The organism is Bdellovibrio sp. BCCA (assembly GCF_037996825.1).
Classification (GTDB): Bacteria; Bdellovibrionota; Bdellovibrionia; order Bdellovibrionales; family Bdellovibrionaceae; genus Bdellovibrio.
Window position 1 is genome coordinate 3746030 of the sequence record NZ_JBBNAC010000001.1, and the last position, 17780, is coordinate 3763809.

The following is a 17780-nucleotide window of genomic DNA, read 5'->3' on the forward strand; positions in this document are numbered from 1 at the left end:
GCATAATATCTATGCTCTGCGTCTCTCATTTTAGATGATTCCTTACATCCTCGTGATAGATTGGTCCCTTGTTTTTTATAGGGGTCTATCCCTCAAAAAAGGAATCATATGAGCACAGAAATTTCATCTGGCATTCAGGCTCGTCTTAACGATCTTGAAAAAAGAAATGAAGCCGCTATGGCTGGCGGGGGCGCAGCCCGTATTGCAAAACACAAACAAGGCGGACGCTTAACAGCTCGCGAACGCGTTGATGTCCTGCTTGATCCAGGCAGCTTTGTGGAAATGGATCGTTTTGTCACTCACCGTTGCACAAACTTCGGAATGGATAAAACAGTTGTTCCTGGTGACGGTGTTATCACTGGTTACGGTCGTATCAACGGCAAACTTGTCTATGTCTCTTCACAAGATTTCACTGTTATCGGTGGATCTATGTCGCGCACACAAGCTAACAAAATCTGCAAGGTCATGGATTTGTCGATGAAGAACGGGGCTCCGTTTATTTCTATCAACGATTCCGGTGGCGCGCGCATTCAAGAAGGTATTGAATCTCTTGGCGGTTACGCTGACATCTTCACTCGCAACACGATGGCTTCAGGTTTGGTTCCACAAATCACTGCAATCATGGGCCCATGCGCAGGTGGCGCGGTTTACTCTCCGTCAATCACTGACTTTGTTTTCATGGTTAAGAACACAAGCTACATGTTTGTGACAGGCCCTGATGTTATTAAGACAGTGACTCATGAAGAAGTAACAAAAGAAGAATTGGGTGGAGCAACAACTCACTCTGCAAAATCCGGCGTGGCTCACTTCGCTGCTGAAGATGACAAGCACTGCTTGCTTTTAATTCGTGAGTTGATGAACTTCCTTCCTTCTAACAACTTGGACGATGCTCCGGTTCTTCCGACTAACGATCGCCCAGATCGCGTGACAGAAGCGTTGAATACATTGATCCCTGAAAATCCTAAGAAACCTTACGACATGCTTTCTGTGATCACAGAGTGCGTGGATGAAGGTTATTTCTTGGAAGTTCACAAACACTTTGCACAAAACGTGATTGTTGGTTTCGCACGCTTTAACGGTCGCCCTGTGGGTATCGTGGCAAACCAACCGCAAGTTTTGGCAGGTTGCCTGAACATCGAAGCTTCTCGTAAAGCAGCACGCTTTATCCGCTTCTGTGATGCTTTCAATATTCCTATCGTTTCCTTCGTCGACGTTCCTGGTTTCTTGCCTGGTAAAGATCAAGAGTGGAACGGAATTATCACGCACGGTGCGAAGTTGTTGTATGCGTACGCTGAAGCAACAGTTCCTAAAATCACAGTGATCACTCGTAAAGCTTACGGTGGTGCTTACATCGTGATGGGTTCTAAACTTCTGCGCTCTGATGTGAACTTGGCCTACCCTTCTGCGGAAATCGCAGTGATGGGTGCTGAAGGTGCTGTGAGCATCATCAGCCGTGAAGAGATCAATAAAGCAAAAGACCCAGCAGCAGAAAAAGCTCGTTTGACGGCAGAGTACGAAGCGAAATTCAGCAATCCTTACGTTTCTGCTGAGCTTGGCTACACAGATGAAGTGATTGATCCTGCGATGACTCGCAAACGCATCATTGATTCTTTGGAAATGCTTAAACATAAACGCGATATCACTCCAGCGAAGAAACACGGAAACATTCCTCTTTAGGAAGTGTCTCTGAACTGGAATAAGGAAAGATTATGGCATTATTTAAAAAAATCCTGATCGCAAACCGTGGAGAAATCGCCATTCGTGTCACTCGCGCTTGCCGTGAGTTGGGTATCGCGTCTGTGGCGGTTTTCTCTGATGCGGATCGCGACAGTCTTCACGTCTTTTTGGCGGATGAGGCTTATCATATTGGGCCTTCTCCTTCTAAAGAGAGCTATTTGAATTATAAAAAGATCATCGAAGTTGCTAAGCAAGCGGGTGTGGACGCCGTTCACCCTGGTTATGGTTTTCTTTCTGAGAACACGACATTTGCAAAAGCTCTTGAAGAAGCTGGCATCACATTCATCGGCCCTACGGTTTCAAACATTGAATCCATGGGTGACAAACTTTCTGCAAAAGCTTTGATGAAAAAAGCTGGCGTTCCAACGGTTCCTGGCTCTGACGGTGGCGTTGATACGGTTGAGCAAGCTCTTGCGATTGCAGAGAAAATTGGTCTTCCAGTTATCATCAAGGCCTCTGCCGGTGGTGGTGGTAAAGGGATGCGTGTGGTTCGTAAGATGGAAGAGCTTGAAAGTGCATTCCGCGCTTGCCGCTCTGAAGGTCAGAACTATTTCGCAGATCCGACTGTTTACATCGAAAAATTCGTCAACGATCCAAAACACATTGAGATCCAAGTGTTCGGCGATAAACACGGCAACCATGTTCACTTGTTTGAACGTGAGTGCTCTGTACAACGTCGTCACCAAAAGATCATCGAAGAATGTCCGTCCCCTTCTGTGCCTCACGAAGTTCGTTTGCGCATGGGTGAAGCGGCAGTTCGCGCGGCAAAACAAATCAATTATGTTGGCGCGGGAACAATTGAATTTATTTTCGATAATGCGACTAAGGAATTCTATTTCATGGAGATGAACACTCGTCTTCAAGTAGAACATCCAATCACTGAGATCGTAACTGGTTACGACTTGGTGAAAGAGCAAATTTACGTGGCTGCTGGCAAACCTTTGTCTTTCAAACAAGAAGACATCAAACAAAAAGGTCACGCTATCGAAGCTCGTATCTGTGCCGAAGATCCTGTGACATATAAACCGCATCCTGGTGTGATTCGCGCTTGCCGTCATCCACAAGGACCTTTCATGCGTGTGGACTCTTACGCATATCCTGGTTACGAAGTGCCTATCTATTACGATCCAATGATCGCAAAGCTTATCACATGGGGTGAAACTCGTGAGGAAGCGATTGATAGAATGCAACGTGCATTGTCTGAGTTCGTATTGACGGGAATTAAAACCAATATCGTTCTTCATAAAACGATTTTGGATCATCCAAAATTCCGCGATGGTTCTTACACAACTCAATTTATTGAGAAAAACTTTGAGGTTATCGAACCTCAGCTCTTTAAAGAAGTTGAAGATCCTGTATTCCTCATTGCTGCCGCTATTACGGCTTACAATGATCGTAAATCCAAAGACGTTCGCCAGCTCAATCTGACTTCCAATTGGAAGCGTGTGGGCCGCAAACTTCAGTTAAGGACGTAACCATGTACTTTGAAGCAGAACTCAAAGGTAAAAAATTTAAAGTCGATGTGACCGAGCAGAAAAGCGCTTGGAAAGTTTCTTTGCAAGAAGAAGGCAAAGACTGGATTCACTACGACATTTCTAAAAACGATTACAAACAAGCCGAGCAGTACATCAGTTTCTTGTTCGAAGGAAAATCTTATCTGGTCGACGTGATCGGGCAAGATACAGAGTACACGGTTTTCACTCGTAACTCTTTCCGCGCGATCAAAGTATTCAATGATGAAATGCTTTTGCATGAATCTTTGAAAAAAGGGGGCGGCTTCGGTGGAGATCAAGAATTGAAATCAGGTATGCCTGGTAAGATTATTGAGATCTTCGCCAAAGAAGGCGAAATCGTGAAAGCTAATAAGCCATTGCTTATTATGGAAGCGATGAAAATGGAAAATGAAATGCGCGCTTCTCGCGATGTAAAAATCAAAGAGATCAAAGTGAAACAGGGTGATTCTGTCGAGTCAGGCGCTGTTTTGATTAAATTTGAAGAGCCGTAAGATTTTTTTGTTCACGGAAAAACAAAAGGCCAAGGTTTAACCCTTGGCCTTTTTTATTTGTTTTTAGATTTTCAAATTATTTTGCACCTTGCTGGGTGGATGCTTTCACTGGCTTACTCGACTTCGGCGCTGAAGATGATTCTGGGGAATTCCCCATCATTCCACCACCACTCACCATCATGCCCATCATACCTCCGGAAGCCATAAGCCCACCCGGCATTCCCCAGGGTCCCATGCCGTTCATATCGGCCATTGCACAAGATTGAATGAACATACCGACATCAAGATTGGCCATCGGATCTGCGTGCTTTTTTCCTGGCCAATCTAGAATCGCGAAAGATTTGTTATCTTTTTTAAGCTCTTTGTTTCTTTGTTCAAAAGTCATTTGTGCAGAGCTGATAAGACCCACACATTGACTTGCATTTTGAGAGCCCATGCGTTTCACGATGGGAGCGAGCTTATCGCAGAACTCTTTATCGTACATAACTTTGCCTTCAACTTTGGCTTTTTCGTCCGCCATTTGATAGCTCAACGTCTGATTGATTTCACAATCAGACCCATTGTGTGCGAATGTCGTCTCCATGGATTTTGTATACGGGAAATTTCCTTTGAATCCGTTTTTTTCCCATTGCTTGCGCATTTTAATTTGCCCCGGGATATCCATATCTTTATTCACAGAAACAATCTTGCCGTTTTCACGTTTGATTGTGACTGTCTTTTGGACCGTTTCGTATTCAAATGGCTGGCCTGGTTTCCAAACAGCACCCATTTTAACTTGACGTGTTTTATACGTGATCGTTTCAACGCCGTTTTTATTTTCACGAGAGACGATGTTCTCAGGTCTCGCGATTTGAGTTGTACCATTCGGATCAAAGGAAATAGCGGCTCCGTCAGGATCTACGCCCATTCCTCCGAAATCCATCACTGCAGCGTTTGCAGCGAGTGTACATTTATCTGCCATTCCTGGATAAGGCATGGCCGCATAAGCTGAGCTTGTCATAAGGATAAGGCTAATGACCGCTTTAATCATTTTCGCTCCATTTTATTTTGAAGTTTTGGAAATCTGAACAAGACTAGCCTATTGTATTTTGCCCTCTAACAGAACAGCTTAAAAAATGTGTAATTTAAAACTAGACCTCTTAGGATGTCTAAATTTTCAAAAAACCATTTTTATTTGGAAAGACATTTATTCTTTGTGCCGTTTCGAGCAAAAAACGGCTCTTGGCGAGCCGTTTTTATTGAAGCCTATTTACGGAAATTTCAATTGGGAACAACGTTTTTGCAAGAATGCTGACAAAGCTTTGTCATCAAATTTAAAGATCACATCACCGTCGCTTGTATATTTAAAAAGCTCGTAATTTTTCACCGTGCAAGATTTTCCTGCGGCATCTTTAATTAAAGAGCTGCCGTTAGAGTTACTTGTTGGCGAATTGCCAACTCGAAAACCACTATCGACCAAAAGACCTTGGAAGTTTGAAACTTCAACTCCGCCACGATTGTTTGGCTCTATGTAGTCTGCCACTTTAACATTGGCACGCGTGACGCTTTTGAGGCGGGCTTTCTTTGTATCGAAAACAAACTTGTCACCTGTGACGTGTGTGACTTCCAGCTCACGAGCATTGTCATCCCACTTGTAAGAGTAAGCCTCACTCGCTCGAGGGAACATAAAGAATTCACGAGCCGCCGTTGTTTTTGATTCATCACCAGGGCCGAAGGAATTAAAGACCATAAATAGGCCATCATTTCCCAGCATGTAGTCTCGATAAGTCAGATCAACATATCCATCCAATGGATGAATTGAGAAGAAACAAGATTCTGTACTGCTTGACCAAATTTGTTGGATTTGTGTGCCGTCACGACGTTCAACAATGTCCGGACATTTCGCTGAATCAACAGCACGAGCCACTCCGGTCATCATCAATAGACCAATAAGAAAAGACATGAACCCCTCCTTGAGTCAAATCTCTGCTTATAAGCTTGGCAGCACTCAGGATGTTCGGTCAACAGTGTTATTTATTCGCGCTCATTAACGCGAAGACTTTCTTCGCGTTTCTTTTCAAAGATACCGACGATGAAAACACCGGCCTCAAAAAGCAAAAGCATTGGAACCAACATCATCACCATGCTAAGGAGGTCTGGTGGTGTGATCACCGCTGCAATCACGGCAATTGTCATTACCGCGTAACGACGGTTCTTTTTTAAGAATCCCTGACTGACGATTCCAAGCATTCCTAAGACAACAATCACTAGCGGAAGTTCAAAGGCCACACCAAACATCAGACACATTTGTGTGAAGAAGCCCATGTACTGATCAATGGAGATCATCGGCTTATCGATGTCCCCACCAAACGTCATCAAGAATTGGAAGGCCATCGGCAAAGCAACGTAGTAGGAAAACACCGCGCCCAAAAGAAAAAGCACAGTTCCTGAAATGATGAAGCTCATTGTGTATTTACGCTCTTTTGCATAAAGACCTGGAGCAATAAATTTCCAAATTTGATAAAGCCAGAAAGGGCAAGAAAGTAAAATCCCGCACACAAACGCAAGTTTAAGATGCGCGATGAATTTATCCAGAGGTCCTGTGTAGATCAAACCTCCACCAGGAAGATACGGCGCGATGGGTGCTCTGACGAAGTTAAAAATCTTTTCGCTAAATCCATAGCAAACACCTGTCGCCAAAACCAAAATGTAAATGCAATTGATCAAACGCTTACGAAGTTCAGCAAGATGTTCATACAAAGACTGAGCTTTTGAATCGAGTTCTTCACTTCTCATGATGGTTTGTGCTCTTCTTTTTTATCGGCGGCGGCTTCCGTCAGTTCCATCTGCTGAGGTTCTGGTTGCGAGGCTTTTTCTTCCGGATGAGGAATATGATTTTTTTCCGGTGGAGAATTAAAATCAATACGATCGATGCGAGCTTGTTGTTTCAACTCTTCGCCAAGAACGTTCGTGCTTCTTTTTAGTTCATTGATAAAACGACCAAGAGTTCGAGCCAATTCAGGAAGCTCTTTAGGCCCAATCACGATCAGGGCTAAAATACCAAGGAAAATAATTTCTGACATGCCTAAGCCGAACATGGCGTCAGCATAGAGGAATCAGCCCTGCTTGCCAAGCTTTACTTGGTCTTGCGGCAGAGTTAAAACACCCATCTCCACCAACTTTTCCCGAGCCAATTCTGATCCGGTTCTCATATAGCGGTCGTAGAGACGAAGAATGCTCTCATCGCTTTTAATAAACGAGTGATGGCTGATATAAGTCAAAACGTCCACGAAGTCCAAAAACTGACGGGAGAACGTGTTATAAACTTTGACCATAGTGTCTTCACGCGTGCAATGGGCCAAAGAGGCATAGGCTGCTCCGCCGATCTCCGCATAATAATCAATGTCGACAATTTTTCGCGACAAGGAGTCACCGAAAAAGCCGCTAATGTAAAGCGTACGATCCCCGAGCTTGCGCAGAAGTTCGGTGCGAATAGCGGGCTCTGCGTTTTGAGCGGTTAAATACATCTCCGCAAGTGTTGTGGGATTTTTTTGTCCACTTTCATTAGCGTACTCGCTCTCAAAAAGATTGCGCGCATCCAAATAGTGTTGAAGAAGATTGACGAGATAATTTTCCACCAAAGGATAAGTTTGAATTTTCCTTTGGGAGAGTCCTTTTTGAACGAGCTCTTGAAAGAAACCTTCGGGACTTACAAAAAGCTCTACTGATCCGTTCGACGCCTTTTCCCTCATACTTTAAGTTTAACAAAACTGAGACGTTTTTCGGTTAATGTTTTTTAGTTCCTGGGCCTAAGTCTCACAATGAGACGCTTTTTTGAGGTATGCCTTTTGAATCAGTATTTTAGCATTAAGGAGAGCTTCAAATGAAGGCTTCGCGATTGGCTATTGTTTTGTCATGCTTTGGCGTTTTTTGCGCTTCTTCTGCTTTTGCTCAAAGCCGATGCGAATCTTTATTCTCTTCTGAGTATGCCCTGAAGGGACGAGTTGAAGTGGAAAGTACGGCTCTTCAAGGTCCCAAGGCTGAAGATTTTGCGAAAACCCTCGTTGAGATTGAATCTTTACTTTCTCCTCTGGAAATTCCGTCGCAGTCAAAAGTACGAGTAGGAACAGCGTTTAGAGCTTCCAGTTTTAACGCCGAAAATTTTGAAATTTACGTGGGACTGCGACCCGATTCAATGGGGAAAGTACACCCTAAAATTAATCAAACAACACTGGCACATGAATACGGTCATGCGATCTTTGAACATAATTTATTGAAAGATTTGGAAAGCTACAAAGGCATCAAAGAAGATGCTCTCACTCTTGAAAAACGTCTTCAGGAAAAAGTCGAAGAGGCAAAGCAGCTTGCTTACCGCTCACAAGTGACTTTTCACAATAAAGAGAAGAAAGCGGAGTTAGAAAATCTTGCTATAGATAAAGCTTATGAAGCCAAGGCTATGTCTGAGAAGCTTCATAGTATGCGTCGCTATTGGCTGATCCGCAGTGCTCATCATGAACTCTTTGCTGACACAATTGCCTTGGTAATGACTCGCGATCCAAAAGCCGTGAGTGATCTTCTTACCTCTCGCGAGAAAGATGCGAAGGTGAAAGAACACTCTTCTAACGATATCAACATGCGTGATTTTTCAGACGGAAGACATCATTTGAATGAACAGCGGTGGGAAAAAGAGCATGGTTTGTTCTCAGGATTTTTAGGTGACGTTTATTATGCTTTCTTACCCGCACGTTGGGAACTTTGGAAAATCACAAAGAATAAAATTAAGAGCGACAATTATAGAAAAGCTCTGCCTTACAAAGTTTTTTCAATCTTAGAAAGAAATCTTTCCGAATCTTTTGGAAAAGATCCACAAACTCTTGGCAATGGATTCAAGGATTTGCGGAAGATGAATCAGCAAATCATCGAAGACTTCCGTCGCGAGCTTTAAAAAAATATCCGGAACTCAGACAGATAAGTTTCACTTCTTCGCTCTCATTGGTTTTCAACAGAATCTCAAATTTGCAGAAATAAAGAAGCGGCCTCAAAGACCGCTTTCTAAGGACTAGAATTCCCCTTAGCCAAAGGAGAATTCTTATGAAAAGATACCTCACCAGTATCCTTTTCGTCAGTTTTTGGAATTTCCTAAAGCTGCTTTTGCTGATTTTATTTTTATTAATCAGTTCATGTAGTTAGGAGCAACCTTAACTTCAGGCTTAAGGCACATAATTCGATAAGTTCTGGTTTGTGGGCGAGCCGAGCTTAAAACTCGGGGATAATCATCATGGACGAAGCGGGCTTTGAGGCCACCAATGAAAAAACTCCACGAGTCTGGACAGTGAGCGTTCTTGAACATAGTATTCGTTCATGACTATTGAAAGCCTACTTCCTTTTATTAAAGAAATTGATCGTCTTAAAAAAATCGAAAGACAAGCGCTCATTCACAATGGTGGTCGTCGTGAAAATTCGGCGGAACATTCATGGCATTTAGCGATGACGGTTCTTGTTTTAGAAAAAACATCTCCGGAAAAAATTGATATCGCAAAAGCCGTGAAGATGGCGCTTCTTCATGACATCGTCGAAATTGATGCTGGCGATACAATGGTATATGGAGATCTTTCCAATAAAAAAGACAGCGAAGCCGCGGCTCTAGAAAGAATCATGGGTCTTTTGCCTGAGACCATTGCGAACGAATTTAAATCTCTGTGGAATGAATTTGAAGAAGGCGTTTCACCGGAAGCGAAGTTTGTTTCCGCGATCGATCGCTTTATGCCGATTTTTTCCAATTATCTGAACGAAGGTTACTCATGGAAAAACCACAAAGTCACTGTGGATAAAGTTGTGGCTAAATGTCAGCCGCCAATCTCAGAAGGATTGCCAAAACTTTGGAAAGTGACCGAACGCATGTTGGAAGAATCCGTTGCGGCCGGCCACCTTGCTCGTTAATTATTTCACGTCTGTAGGGCCCACGAGACTGATCACTGTGGGCTGCGAGAAGATTTTCTGTGCTAATTTCTGAATATCTTCCGGCGTAATTGCAAAATATTTTTCGGCAACATCCAGGCTCTCACGATAATCAAGTCCATAGATATCATCGAAAAGAATCGCGTTACAGATCGTGCTCTTTCTTTGCAGCTCGATATCGTGGCGTCCAATTAAGTATCTTTGCGCACGGGTCAGTTCTTCTTCAGAAATCTTTGTGTCTGCTAGTTTTTGAAACTCCGCTTTAAGCATCGAAATCGCTTTTTCCGCTTTCTCAGGAGAACATCCGATGTATCCACCAAAATATCCACACTCAATGCCTTCCATATGCATTGGAGAAACAGAATAAGCTAAAGAGTTTTTATCACGAAGTTCTAAGAACAGTCGCCCGCCCTGCCCACTTAAAATCGACTGAATAATTTCAAGAGTAAAACGATCCGAGTCTTTCAACGTCAAACCGCGATAACCAACAATGATATGACTTTGTTCTTTTTTTAGCTCATGGAAAAGTTTTTTATTTTCCGTCAAAGGGGCCGCTTGGAAGCTGTTAGAGATTTTCTCTCCGCGTGGAAGTTCTTTCGTGATCTCTTCTAGAGCCTTCACCCACTTGTTCTTATTCACATCACCCACTACACAGAACGTAAGGTTTTTCGCCTGTACGACTTTCTTGTAGTAATCATGCAGTTCTTTTGAAGTGATCGCAGATATAGACTCTTCACTTCCCACAAGATCACGGGAATAAGGATGTCCTTTAAAAATTTCTTTCATGAAGTTTAAAACACAGATCTGCGCCGGGTTATCATTGCGCGATTTGATTTGATTTTTAATCACGACTTTTTCGCGCTCTAAAATCGCTTCGGGAAACTGTGGAGCCAAAAGAGAATCCGCATAGATTTCAAGCATGCGATCTTCAAACGGAGAAAGGTAATCCATAGAAAGACCCACGGAGTTTCTTCCGCCAAAGGCACCAAGACCCGCCGCCATTTCATCCACTTTGAGATTGATGTCATCTTCTGTAAAGTTCTTAGATCCTGAAAGCCAATTACGAGAAAATAGTTCTGTTAATCCATTCTGATTTTCTTTTTCAACGCGAACGCCGCCCATAAAAGCAGCCTTCATCGCCACATACGGCGTGTCTTTTTGATCGCGAATTAAAAGTGTCGCGCCTGAAGACAGAACGATTTTTTCTGTTTCCGGAATGTGCTTCACGGCTTCTGTATTGATGTTGAATTTTTTCGCCGTAAATTTTTCTTTTTCTTTAGAAATTTTCGCTGCCGATAAAGCTTTCTTAAGATCTTTGGCATAATTCTTAAGAATTTTTTCCGCTTCTTTTTTCTCCATGTTCGTCATTAAAGAAATGCCGAACGTGTCTGCTTTAAAATATTTCTTTGCAACTTTTTGGATATCCTCAGGTTTCAGAGCATAAACCTGCTTCATGTACTTTTTGTAGTAGTCATGATCGCCGTAATAAAACTCATTGCTCCCGGCTTTTCTCGCAATATTATCCACAGTTTCTACAGAATAAACTTCATGACTTGCAAAATTCGTAATCGCCTTTTGCATTTCTGCTGCCGTTGGCGGAGTTTCAATAAGGCGCGTAAGTTCAGGTGTGATCTTCGCAAGCGCTTGCGCCAGATTTTCTTTTTCAAGATTAAATGACACCGCAAAGAGCCCATCTTCTTGCATGGAATAACTAAAAGAACCTACGGAATTAGTAAGGGGCTCTTTAATACGCAGGCTTTGCATCAAACGAGACGAATCCCCTTGTCCCAAAATAGCTGACATCACTTCAAGAGCTGCAATGTCCTTGTTTTTGACGTTAGGAATTCTCCACGTCAGATAACCTGTCGTCTGTTCAAACTTAGTTTCTTCCACCTTGATTCGGATATTTTTTTGCGCCGGTTCTTTAGTGCGAGAGATTTTTTTAAGTTTGAACGGCTCAAAGGCGCCAAACATCTGCTCCACTTTTTTCTTCATTTCCTTAGATTCAAAATCGCCAGCTACAACTAGGAACATATTCGAAGGCACATAGCGAGATTGGTAGTACTCACGAATTTTTTTGTAAGAGACTTTACGCACGACTTTGTCATAACCAATGACAGGAATTCCATACGGACTTTTCTTAAAAACATTTGTAAACAACAGCTGCGAGGCGCGGCGACCCGGGCTGTCTTGCCCCCGCTTGATTTCTTCAATGACGACTTCGCGCTCATTGTCTATTTCTTGAGGGTCAAACGTTGGAAAGCCCATCATTTCACTAATCACGTCTAAAGCGACATCCGAGAATTGTTTTGAAATCGTGACGTAAAAAACAGTTTGGTCAAAAGAGGTGTAAGCATTGAGCTCCCCGCCAGAACCCTCGACAGTGGCAGCAATTTCTCCGACGCCGTATTTGCGAGTGCCTTTAAAGACCAAGTGCTCGATAAAGTGAGAAATCCCCTCTTCGTTCTTTTTTTCATCCGCGGAGCCTGTTTTCACCCACATTTGAACTGAGACCACTGGAGACTTGTGGCTTTCTAAGAAAAGGACTTTCAGACCGTTTTTTAGTTGAAATTTTTTAGACATACTCTAGATAACTCCCATGGCATTTGGCGTCTACGTTCATATCCCTTATTGCATTCAGCGTTGCACGTATTGTGACTTCGCGACCTACGAGCAAAGCAAAATTTTGCCGCCGGATCAGTACGTCGAATTGCTGTTTAAAGAAATTCGCCAAAAGCATCAGTATTACAAACCGCAAAGTCTTGATACGATCTACTTTGGCGGCGGAACACCGAGCTTGATCCCTGCTCCTCTCATTGTAGCTATTATCAAAGAGCTGGGTAGCTATGGGTACACAACTAGACCCGACACTGAAATCACCATTGAAATCAATCCAGCGACGATCAATGAAGAAAAATTGAAAATCTATTTGGACCACGGAGTAAATCGTTTTTCTGTAGGTGCTCAAACTTTCGATGATCGTTTGTTAAAAATGGTGAACCGCGAACACAACGCAAAGCAGACACTAGAGACCCTGGACCTTTTGCGGGCTCACAATTTGAACTTCAGCTTTGATATTCTTTTTGCTCTTCCATCACAGACCGTTGAGGGACTCAAGAACGACGTGAAGATTGCAATCGAACAAGGGGCAAAACACATCAGTCCTTATTGCCTCACTGTCCCAGATGGACATCCACTTTCAAAAGGCCGCCCCATTGATGATGAACAAGTGGAGATGTTTGACATTATCGCCGATGAACTGACGGCAAAAGGTTTCAAGCAATACGAAATTTCCAACTTCGCAATTCCTGGATATGAATCGCGACACAATTTGTTGTACTGGGTGGATGAACCTTATTGGGGATTGGGACTCAGTGCCCATTCTTATACAAAAGAATCCGCTTGGGGTACGCGCTATTGGAATATCAATTCCATTGGAGAATATCAAAAACAAATCCTGGCGTTTGAAGGACAAAAGTTCACTTCGCCGGCTTTACATTTACCGCCTGCACAATATGAAGCTCTTGAAATGCATCAAGCTCTTACGGACTTTTGTCATACTTCAATGCGTTTAATGCGCGGACTCAATGTTGAGCAATTGGCGCAAAAGTTTCCGGCTCACGTTAGCGAAAAAGTTCAAAGCCTTCTGAAAGGCCTTAAACAAAAAGCATGGGTTCAACATGACAACGGGCATTGGTCGCTCACGCGCGACGGCCTTGTTTTAAGCAATAAAGTTTTCCAAGAATTGACGTTTTTAGAGGGCGAAATCTAAACGGTTTTTATGGCCTAGCCCGCATTGACAATCCCTAATCAATACACAATCTTAAGTATTGCGAAAGGAAGTGTCATGTCTGAAGAAAACAACTCTCAAAACTCCAATCCTCCATCTGGTGAAGGCGCTTCAGAAATTCAAAAGCTTCAAGAACAAGCTGAGAAATTCAAAAACGATTTTCTTTACCTTCGTGCGGAGTTTGAAAACTATAAACGTAACGCCATCAAAGAGCGCGCTGAGCTCATAAAATATGGAGGCGAACGTTTTATCCGCGAGCTTTTAGAGGTTGTTGATAATTTTGAACGTGCTCTTTCCACGAACGTGAGTCCTGAGAACTTCTCAACTTTCAAACAAGGCGTTGAGATGACTGCACAAGAATTGAAATCTCTTTTGCAGCGCAATTCTGTTCAGGAAGTTCCTTCTCAAGGTGCGCCGTTTGATCCTGCCGTGCACGAAGCTTTAGGTGCTGAACCTACAAACGAAGTGCCTCCGGGACACATCGCACGCGTATTTAAAAAGCCTTATAAACTTCACGACAAGGTTATTCGCACAGGACAAGTGATTGTCGCGAAGAAACCAGAGTAAGAGGGTGTTGATTGTCTAAAAAAGACTTCTACTCCATTTTGGGTGTCTCACGAACTGCGACGGCAGAGGAGATCAAGAAAGCTTATCGCAAGCTTGCGATGCAGTTTCACCCGGATAAAAATCCCGGCGATAAAAAGGCCGAAGAAAAATTCAAAGAGATCAGTGAAGCCTACGACACATTAAGCGACACAAAAAAACGCGAAATGTACGATCAATTCGGACACGCCGGAGCCCAACAAGGTTTCGGTGGTGCCGGGGGTCCTTTTGGCGGGGCAGGTGGCTTTGGCGGTTTCGGCAGAACACACGGTGCGGGAAGTAACGGTGGAGATCCCTTCCAGGATATCTTCGGTGATGTCTTTGGCGAAATTTTTGGAAATGCACGCGGGCCCGGTGGCGCTGCGGGCGCTCGCGCTCGACGTCAACAAGCAAAAGGCACGGACCTTCGCTACACATTAAATATTTCATTTGAAGAATCCGCTCTGGGAACTGAGAAAATCATCAGCTTTGTTCGTCAAAAAGGCGGCAAAGAAGAATCTGCAAAACTTTCTGTGAATGTTCCTGCAGGCGTGAAAGAAGGCCAGCGTCTAAAACTTTCCGGCGAAGGAGATTCCGCAGCCGGTGGCGGTGCTGCTGGTGATCTTTATGTGATCATCAACATTCAGGAACATCCTCTTTTTAAACGACACGAAAATGATGTGACTCTGGATCTGCCGATCACATACACGGATGCGATCTTAGGAACAAACATAGAAGTTCCAACTCTCACAGGGAAAGCGATGATTCGCATTCCTCCGGGAACTCACTCGGGACAAACCTTCCGACTCAAAGGAAAAGGTTTTCCAAAGCTTGGTGGATTTGGTTCCGGCGACATGCTTGTGCGCGTTCTTGTAGATACGCCTCATAATCTTTCAGCAAGGCAAAAAGAACTTGTCGAAGAACTTGCGAAGTCTACTGAAACCACTCCCCTTGTGAAAGCTTTCCAAGAAAAAGTCTCTCATCTTATGAGGAATAGAAAATGACATCTCGATTTGCGCTTTTGCTGACAGCTTGCCTTTTGGCTTCTTGCACGACGGTAGCTACAAAAAAACGTCCTCCGTACAGGCCTCCAACCGCAGCAGCTGCAAAAAAACCAAAAGCGATGAGCGGCATGACAACCGGAAAAACGCCAGAGCAAATTCAAAGTGAAACTTTGACGTTACCTGAAGCGCCAAAAACAGAAGATGCGTTGGAATATCTTAAGGGCTTGGTCGCACAGTCTGTTCAAGCTCCTAACAAGCAAGACCAGGAAACTTATCGTCTTCATGCGATCGACATCGTCGAAAATAAGCTGAATGAAGATCAGCTTGATGACGTCGCAAAAAGTTCTGACTTCGGTTATTTGCGCGCGCACGCGATGTATCGCCTTGGTGAAATGGCTTTGGATCATAAGGATATTTCCACAGCGAAAAAATACTTCTCTGGCGTAACTGACTATATGCCAGGAAGTGATTTGGCTGTTCGTTCGCAAGATATTTTGCAACAGCTTGAAGCTTCTAAAAACGTACAAGCGCAAACAGTAGGTGTTGTTCTGCCTTTAAGTGGCAAGAACGCTCCTGTGGGACAACGTGCTTTGCGTGGTCTTGAGATGGGCTTAGGACTTCATATTCCAGGCTCAAGCTTCAAGCTTGCCGTGATGGACAGCGAAGGAAATCCAGACTCTGCTCGTCGCGGTGTTGAACGTCTTGTTAAAGAAGACAATGTGATTGCGATCGTGGGAAGTTTGCTAAGTAAAACTGCTCCTGCTGTCGCTGCAAAATCGGACGAGCTTGGTGTTCCCACTGTTGCTCTTTCTCAAAGATCAGGTCTTACAGAAATTGGTCCAACAGTTTTCAGAAATTCACTAACAAGCGGCATGCAAGTGCGCGCCTTGGTTCGCACGGCGATGGAAGACATGGGAATGAAGAAGTTCGCCATTCTTTATCCCAATGATCCGTATGGAATCGAGTTCACAAATATTTTCTGGGATGAAGTTCTAGCGCGCGGCGGACAAATTACTGCCGTGCAAACGTATTCAACGAAAGAAACGGATTTCCGTCTTGTCATTCAAAGACTTGTCGGAACTTATTTCGGCGAAGCACGCCAAGACGAGTTCTCTGTGCGTCTTAAAGAGCTGCAACACAGTGATAAAAAAAGATCTGTGCGCCAATCAAATCTTGAAACGGTTCTACCGCCCATCACAGATTTCGATGCGATTTTTATTCCTGATAGCGTGAAAGCGATGGGACAAATTTCTGCGATGCTTTCTTATAACGATGTCCGCAACGTGAAACTCTTGGGCACAAACTTGTGGAATACAAAAGATGTTGCCCGTCGCGCAGGAAACTTCGCGAACAATTTGCTCTTCGTTGATAGCATTTCTCCGACAGCGCAAAACAGATCTCGCTTCATGAGCGAGTACAAGTCTTTGTATAACGAGGAACCTTCTCTTATTGAAATTCAAGCCTATGATGCAGGTTTAATCTTGCGCCAGTTGATCGCTTCAGGCGCGAGCTCTCGTGAAGAATTGACTCAAAAACTGACGTCCCTCAGCCGCTTCCCTGGAGCCCTGGGAACCCTTTCTATGAATGCTGAGCGCGAAATTGAACGTCCCGTCACCCCGCTAACTGTTGAAAAGGGCGAGGTTATTCCCGCTAAGCTTGTAAAATAGCTCCCATAAGTATTTTTTATGACGATTTTTTAACCCCCGACTTTGGGTGTCCTGTCTAAGGAACACCAGCGACGATGAGAGTCGCAAAATCTAAAGAAGGGGGTTGTTATGACAAGTCGTATCTCTGAAAACTTAGTGATGGAGTGCAGAAAGAAACTTCTAATTGCAAAACAGGATGTTTTGAATCGCTTCAGAACAGCCCAACGCGAACTTGTGCATGTGGAAAAAGGTGGCGACGAAGCGGATCAATCCGTCGCACACATTGCTGAACATTCATTCTTGGTTTCCCAAGAGCGCATGAGAAATCAACTTGTAGAAATCGAAATGGCTTTAGCGCGCATCGAGCAAGGCACTTTCGGAATCTGTGAAGAGACGGAAGAGATGATTGAGGCTGATAGATTGTTAGCAATTCCTTGGACACGCCTCAGTATCGAAGGTGCAGAGCTTCGAGAAGCGGTCGGTCGTAAGTTTGCACGCTAAATAATCACGCGCCGCTTTTTTAGTGACAGTTTTTCATTCCCCCGTAATAAGAGATCCAATTTCGGCCAGGATCATCATATCGGGGGGTGAGATGAACGTAACCGAACTCAGTGAAACAGAGTTGAAAAACTTGAAAGAATCTTTGCTCTTCCAAAAGAGTTCGATTCTGAACAAGACACATGAATTCAAAGCGGAGCAATCCAGCATCACATCTGTCGCAGATGAAGCTGAGGTTGCATCTCTAGATATCTCTAACAACATTTCCATTCATCTTCATGAAAGAGATCGCACAGCGCTTTATGCGATCGAAAGAGCTCTTTCAAAAATAGCTGAGGGGACTTACGGCCAGTGCGAAGCATGCGGTGAAATTATCAGCGCACGCAGACTTCAGGCTCGTCCTTTTACGGCCCTTTGTATTGATTGCATGGAAGAACAAGAGAGCCATTCTAATCTTTTCCAATAATGCTCAGTAAATCTCATTGGATGAGGTCTACTGACATGGATGTCAGTCCAATTTTTTAAATTTGATTTAAGCTCCCACTGTCTCACGCCGAGAAGACTCATACGAGAAAACAAAT

General features: G+C 43.8%; 17 protein-coding genes. 11 read left to right on the forward strand and 6 right to left on the reverse strand.

The genetic code is table 11. From position 1 onward, the window contains the following. Positions 1 to 108: 108 nt before the first annotated feature. From AAAA78_RS18190 to AAAA78_RS18200, 3 genes are read left to right on the forward strand one after another with little or no spacing between them, the layout of a single operon-like run. A complete protein-coding gene (locus AAAA78_RS18190; protein WP_340593556.1) occupies positions 109 to 1677 on the forward strand; it encodes an acyl-CoA carboxylase subunit beta in 1569 nt (522 codons plus the stop codon). A gap of 32 nt (positions 1678 to 1709) precedes the next feature. Next, positions 1710 to 3212 (forward strand): acetyl-CoA carboxylase biotin carboxylase subunit, encoded by a 1503-nt coding sequence (gene accC / locus AAAA78_RS18195; protein ID WP_340593557.1) that lies wholly within the window; start codon positions 1710 to 1712, stop codon positions 3210 to 3212. 2 nt (positions 3213 to 3214) lie between these two features. After that, positions 3215 to 3742, forward strand: a complete 528-nt coding sequence (locus AAAA78_RS18200) for an acetyl-CoA carboxylase biotin carboxyl carrier protein subunit (RefSeq protein WP_340593558.1) — start codon at positions 3215 to 3217, stop codon at positions 3740 to 3742. A gap of 76 nt (positions 3743 to 3818) precedes the next feature. Here the strand turns inward: AAAA78_RS18200 and AAAA78_RS18205 are convergent, their stop codons facing one another. The 5 genes from AAAA78_RS18205 to AAAA78_RS18225 all read right to left on the reverse strand — a co-directional run bounded on the left by AAAA78_RS18205 (position 3819) and on the right by AAAA78_RS18225 (position 7473). Further along, on the reverse strand, positions 3819 to 4772 hold the full coding sequence (locus AAAA78_RS18205) for a hypothetical protein (protein ID WP_340593559.1): 954 nt from the start codon (positions 4770 to 4772) through the stop codon (positions 3819 to 3821). Between the two features lie 219 nt (positions 4773 to 4991). Continuing rightward, positions 4992 to 5684, reverse strand: coding sequence for a hypothetical protein (locus AAAA78_RS18210; protein ID WP_340593560.1), 693 nt, complete (start codon positions 5682 to 5684; stop codon positions 4992 to 4994). 71 nt (positions 5685 to 5755) lie between these two features. Beyond that, the gene (tatC, locus tag AAAA78_RS18215; protein ID WP_340593561.1) at positions 5756 to 6517 is read right to left on the reverse strand and encodes a twin-arginine translocase subunit TatC; all 762 of its coding nucleotides are present in this window, start codon (positions 6515 to 6517) and stop codon (positions 5756 to 5758) included. Further along, positions 6514 to 6819 (reverse strand): Sec-independent protein translocase subunit TatA/TatB, encoded by a 306-nt coding sequence (locus AAAA78_RS18220; RefSeq protein WP_340593563.1) that lies wholly within the window; start codon positions 6817 to 6819, stop codon positions 6514 to 6516. The genes tatC and AAAA78_RS18220 overlap by 4 nt, the downstream gene beginning before the upstream one ends. Before the next feature lie 18 nt (positions 6820 to 6837). Beyond that, the gene (locus AAAA78_RS18225) at positions 6838 to 7473 is read right to left on the reverse strand and encodes a hypothetical protein (RefSeq protein WP_340593564.1); all 636 of its coding nucleotides are present in this window, start codon (positions 7471 to 7473) and stop codon (positions 6838 to 6840) included. A 131-nt stretch (positions 7474 to 7604) separates the two neighbouring features. On the opposite strand from AAAA78_RS18225, the gene AAAA78_RS18230 reads away from it, so the two are divergent. Together AAAA78_RS18230 and AAAA78_RS18235 are read left to right on the forward strand one after the other, a co-directional pair. Then, the gene (locus AAAA78_RS18230; protein ID WP_340593566.1) at positions 7605 to 8666 is read left to right on the forward strand and encodes a hypothetical protein; all 1062 of its coding nucleotides are present in this window, start codon (positions 7605 to 7607) and stop codon (positions 8664 to 8666) included. 416 nt (positions 8667 to 9082) lie between these two features. Next, positions 9083 to 9661, forward strand: a complete 579-nt coding sequence (locus AAAA78_RS18235) for an HD domain-containing protein (protein WP_340593567.1) — start codon at positions 9083 to 9085, stop codon at positions 9659 to 9661. Here the strand turns inward: AAAA78_RS18235 and AAAA78_RS18240 are convergent, their stop codons facing one another. After that, entirely contained in the window at positions 9662 to 12262 is a 2601-nt protein-coding gene (locus AAAA78_RS18240) for a M16 family metallopeptidase (protein ID WP_340593569.1), read from the reverse strand. Positions 12263 to 12278: 16 nt separating this feature from the next. On the opposite strand from AAAA78_RS18240, the gene hemW reads away from it, so the two are divergent. The 6 genes from hemW (at position 12279) to AAAA78_RS18270 (ending at position 17665) form a co-directional block, all read left to right on the forward strand. Next, positions 12279 to 13451, forward strand: a complete 1173-nt coding sequence (gene hemW, locus AAAA78_RS18245) for a radical SAM family heme chaperone HemW (protein WP_340593570.1) — start codon at positions 12279 to 12281, stop codon at positions 13449 to 13451. A 75-nt stretch (positions 13452 to 13526) separates the two neighbouring features. After that, positions 13527 to 14036, forward strand: a complete 510-nt coding sequence (locus tag AAAA78_RS18250; RefSeq protein ID WP_340593571.1) for a nucleotide exchange factor GrpE — start codon at positions 13527 to 13529, stop codon at positions 14034 to 14036. A gap of 11 nt (positions 14037 to 14047) precedes the next feature. Next, positions 14048 to 15055 carry a DnaJ C-terminal domain-containing protein gene (locus tag AAAA78_RS18255; RefSeq protein WP_340593572.1) on the forward strand — a complete coding sequence of 336 codons (1008 nt, stop codon included), beginning with the start codon at positions 14048 to 14050 and terminating at the stop codon, positions 15053 to 15055. After that, complete coding sequence (locus tag AAAA78_RS18260; protein ID WP_340593573.1) at positions 15052 to 16722, forward strand: penicillin-binding protein activator; 1671 nt, start codon at positions 15052 to 15054, stop codon at positions 16720 to 16722. Before AAAA78_RS18255 ends, AAAA78_RS18260 begins: the two co-directional genes overlap by 4 nt. A gap of 108 nt (positions 16723 to 16830) precedes the next feature. After that, a complete protein-coding gene (locus AAAA78_RS18265; RefSeq protein WP_295901818.1) occupies positions 16831 to 17202 on the forward strand; it encodes a TraR/DksA family transcriptional regulator in 372 nt (123 codons plus the stop codon). Between the two features lie 91 nt (positions 17203 to 17293). Next, entirely contained in the window at positions 17294 to 17665 is a 372-nt protein-coding gene (locus tag AAAA78_RS18270) for a TraR/DksA family transcriptional regulator (RefSeq protein ID WP_340593575.1), read from the forward strand. Positions 17666 to 17780 lie beyond the last annotated feature (115 nt).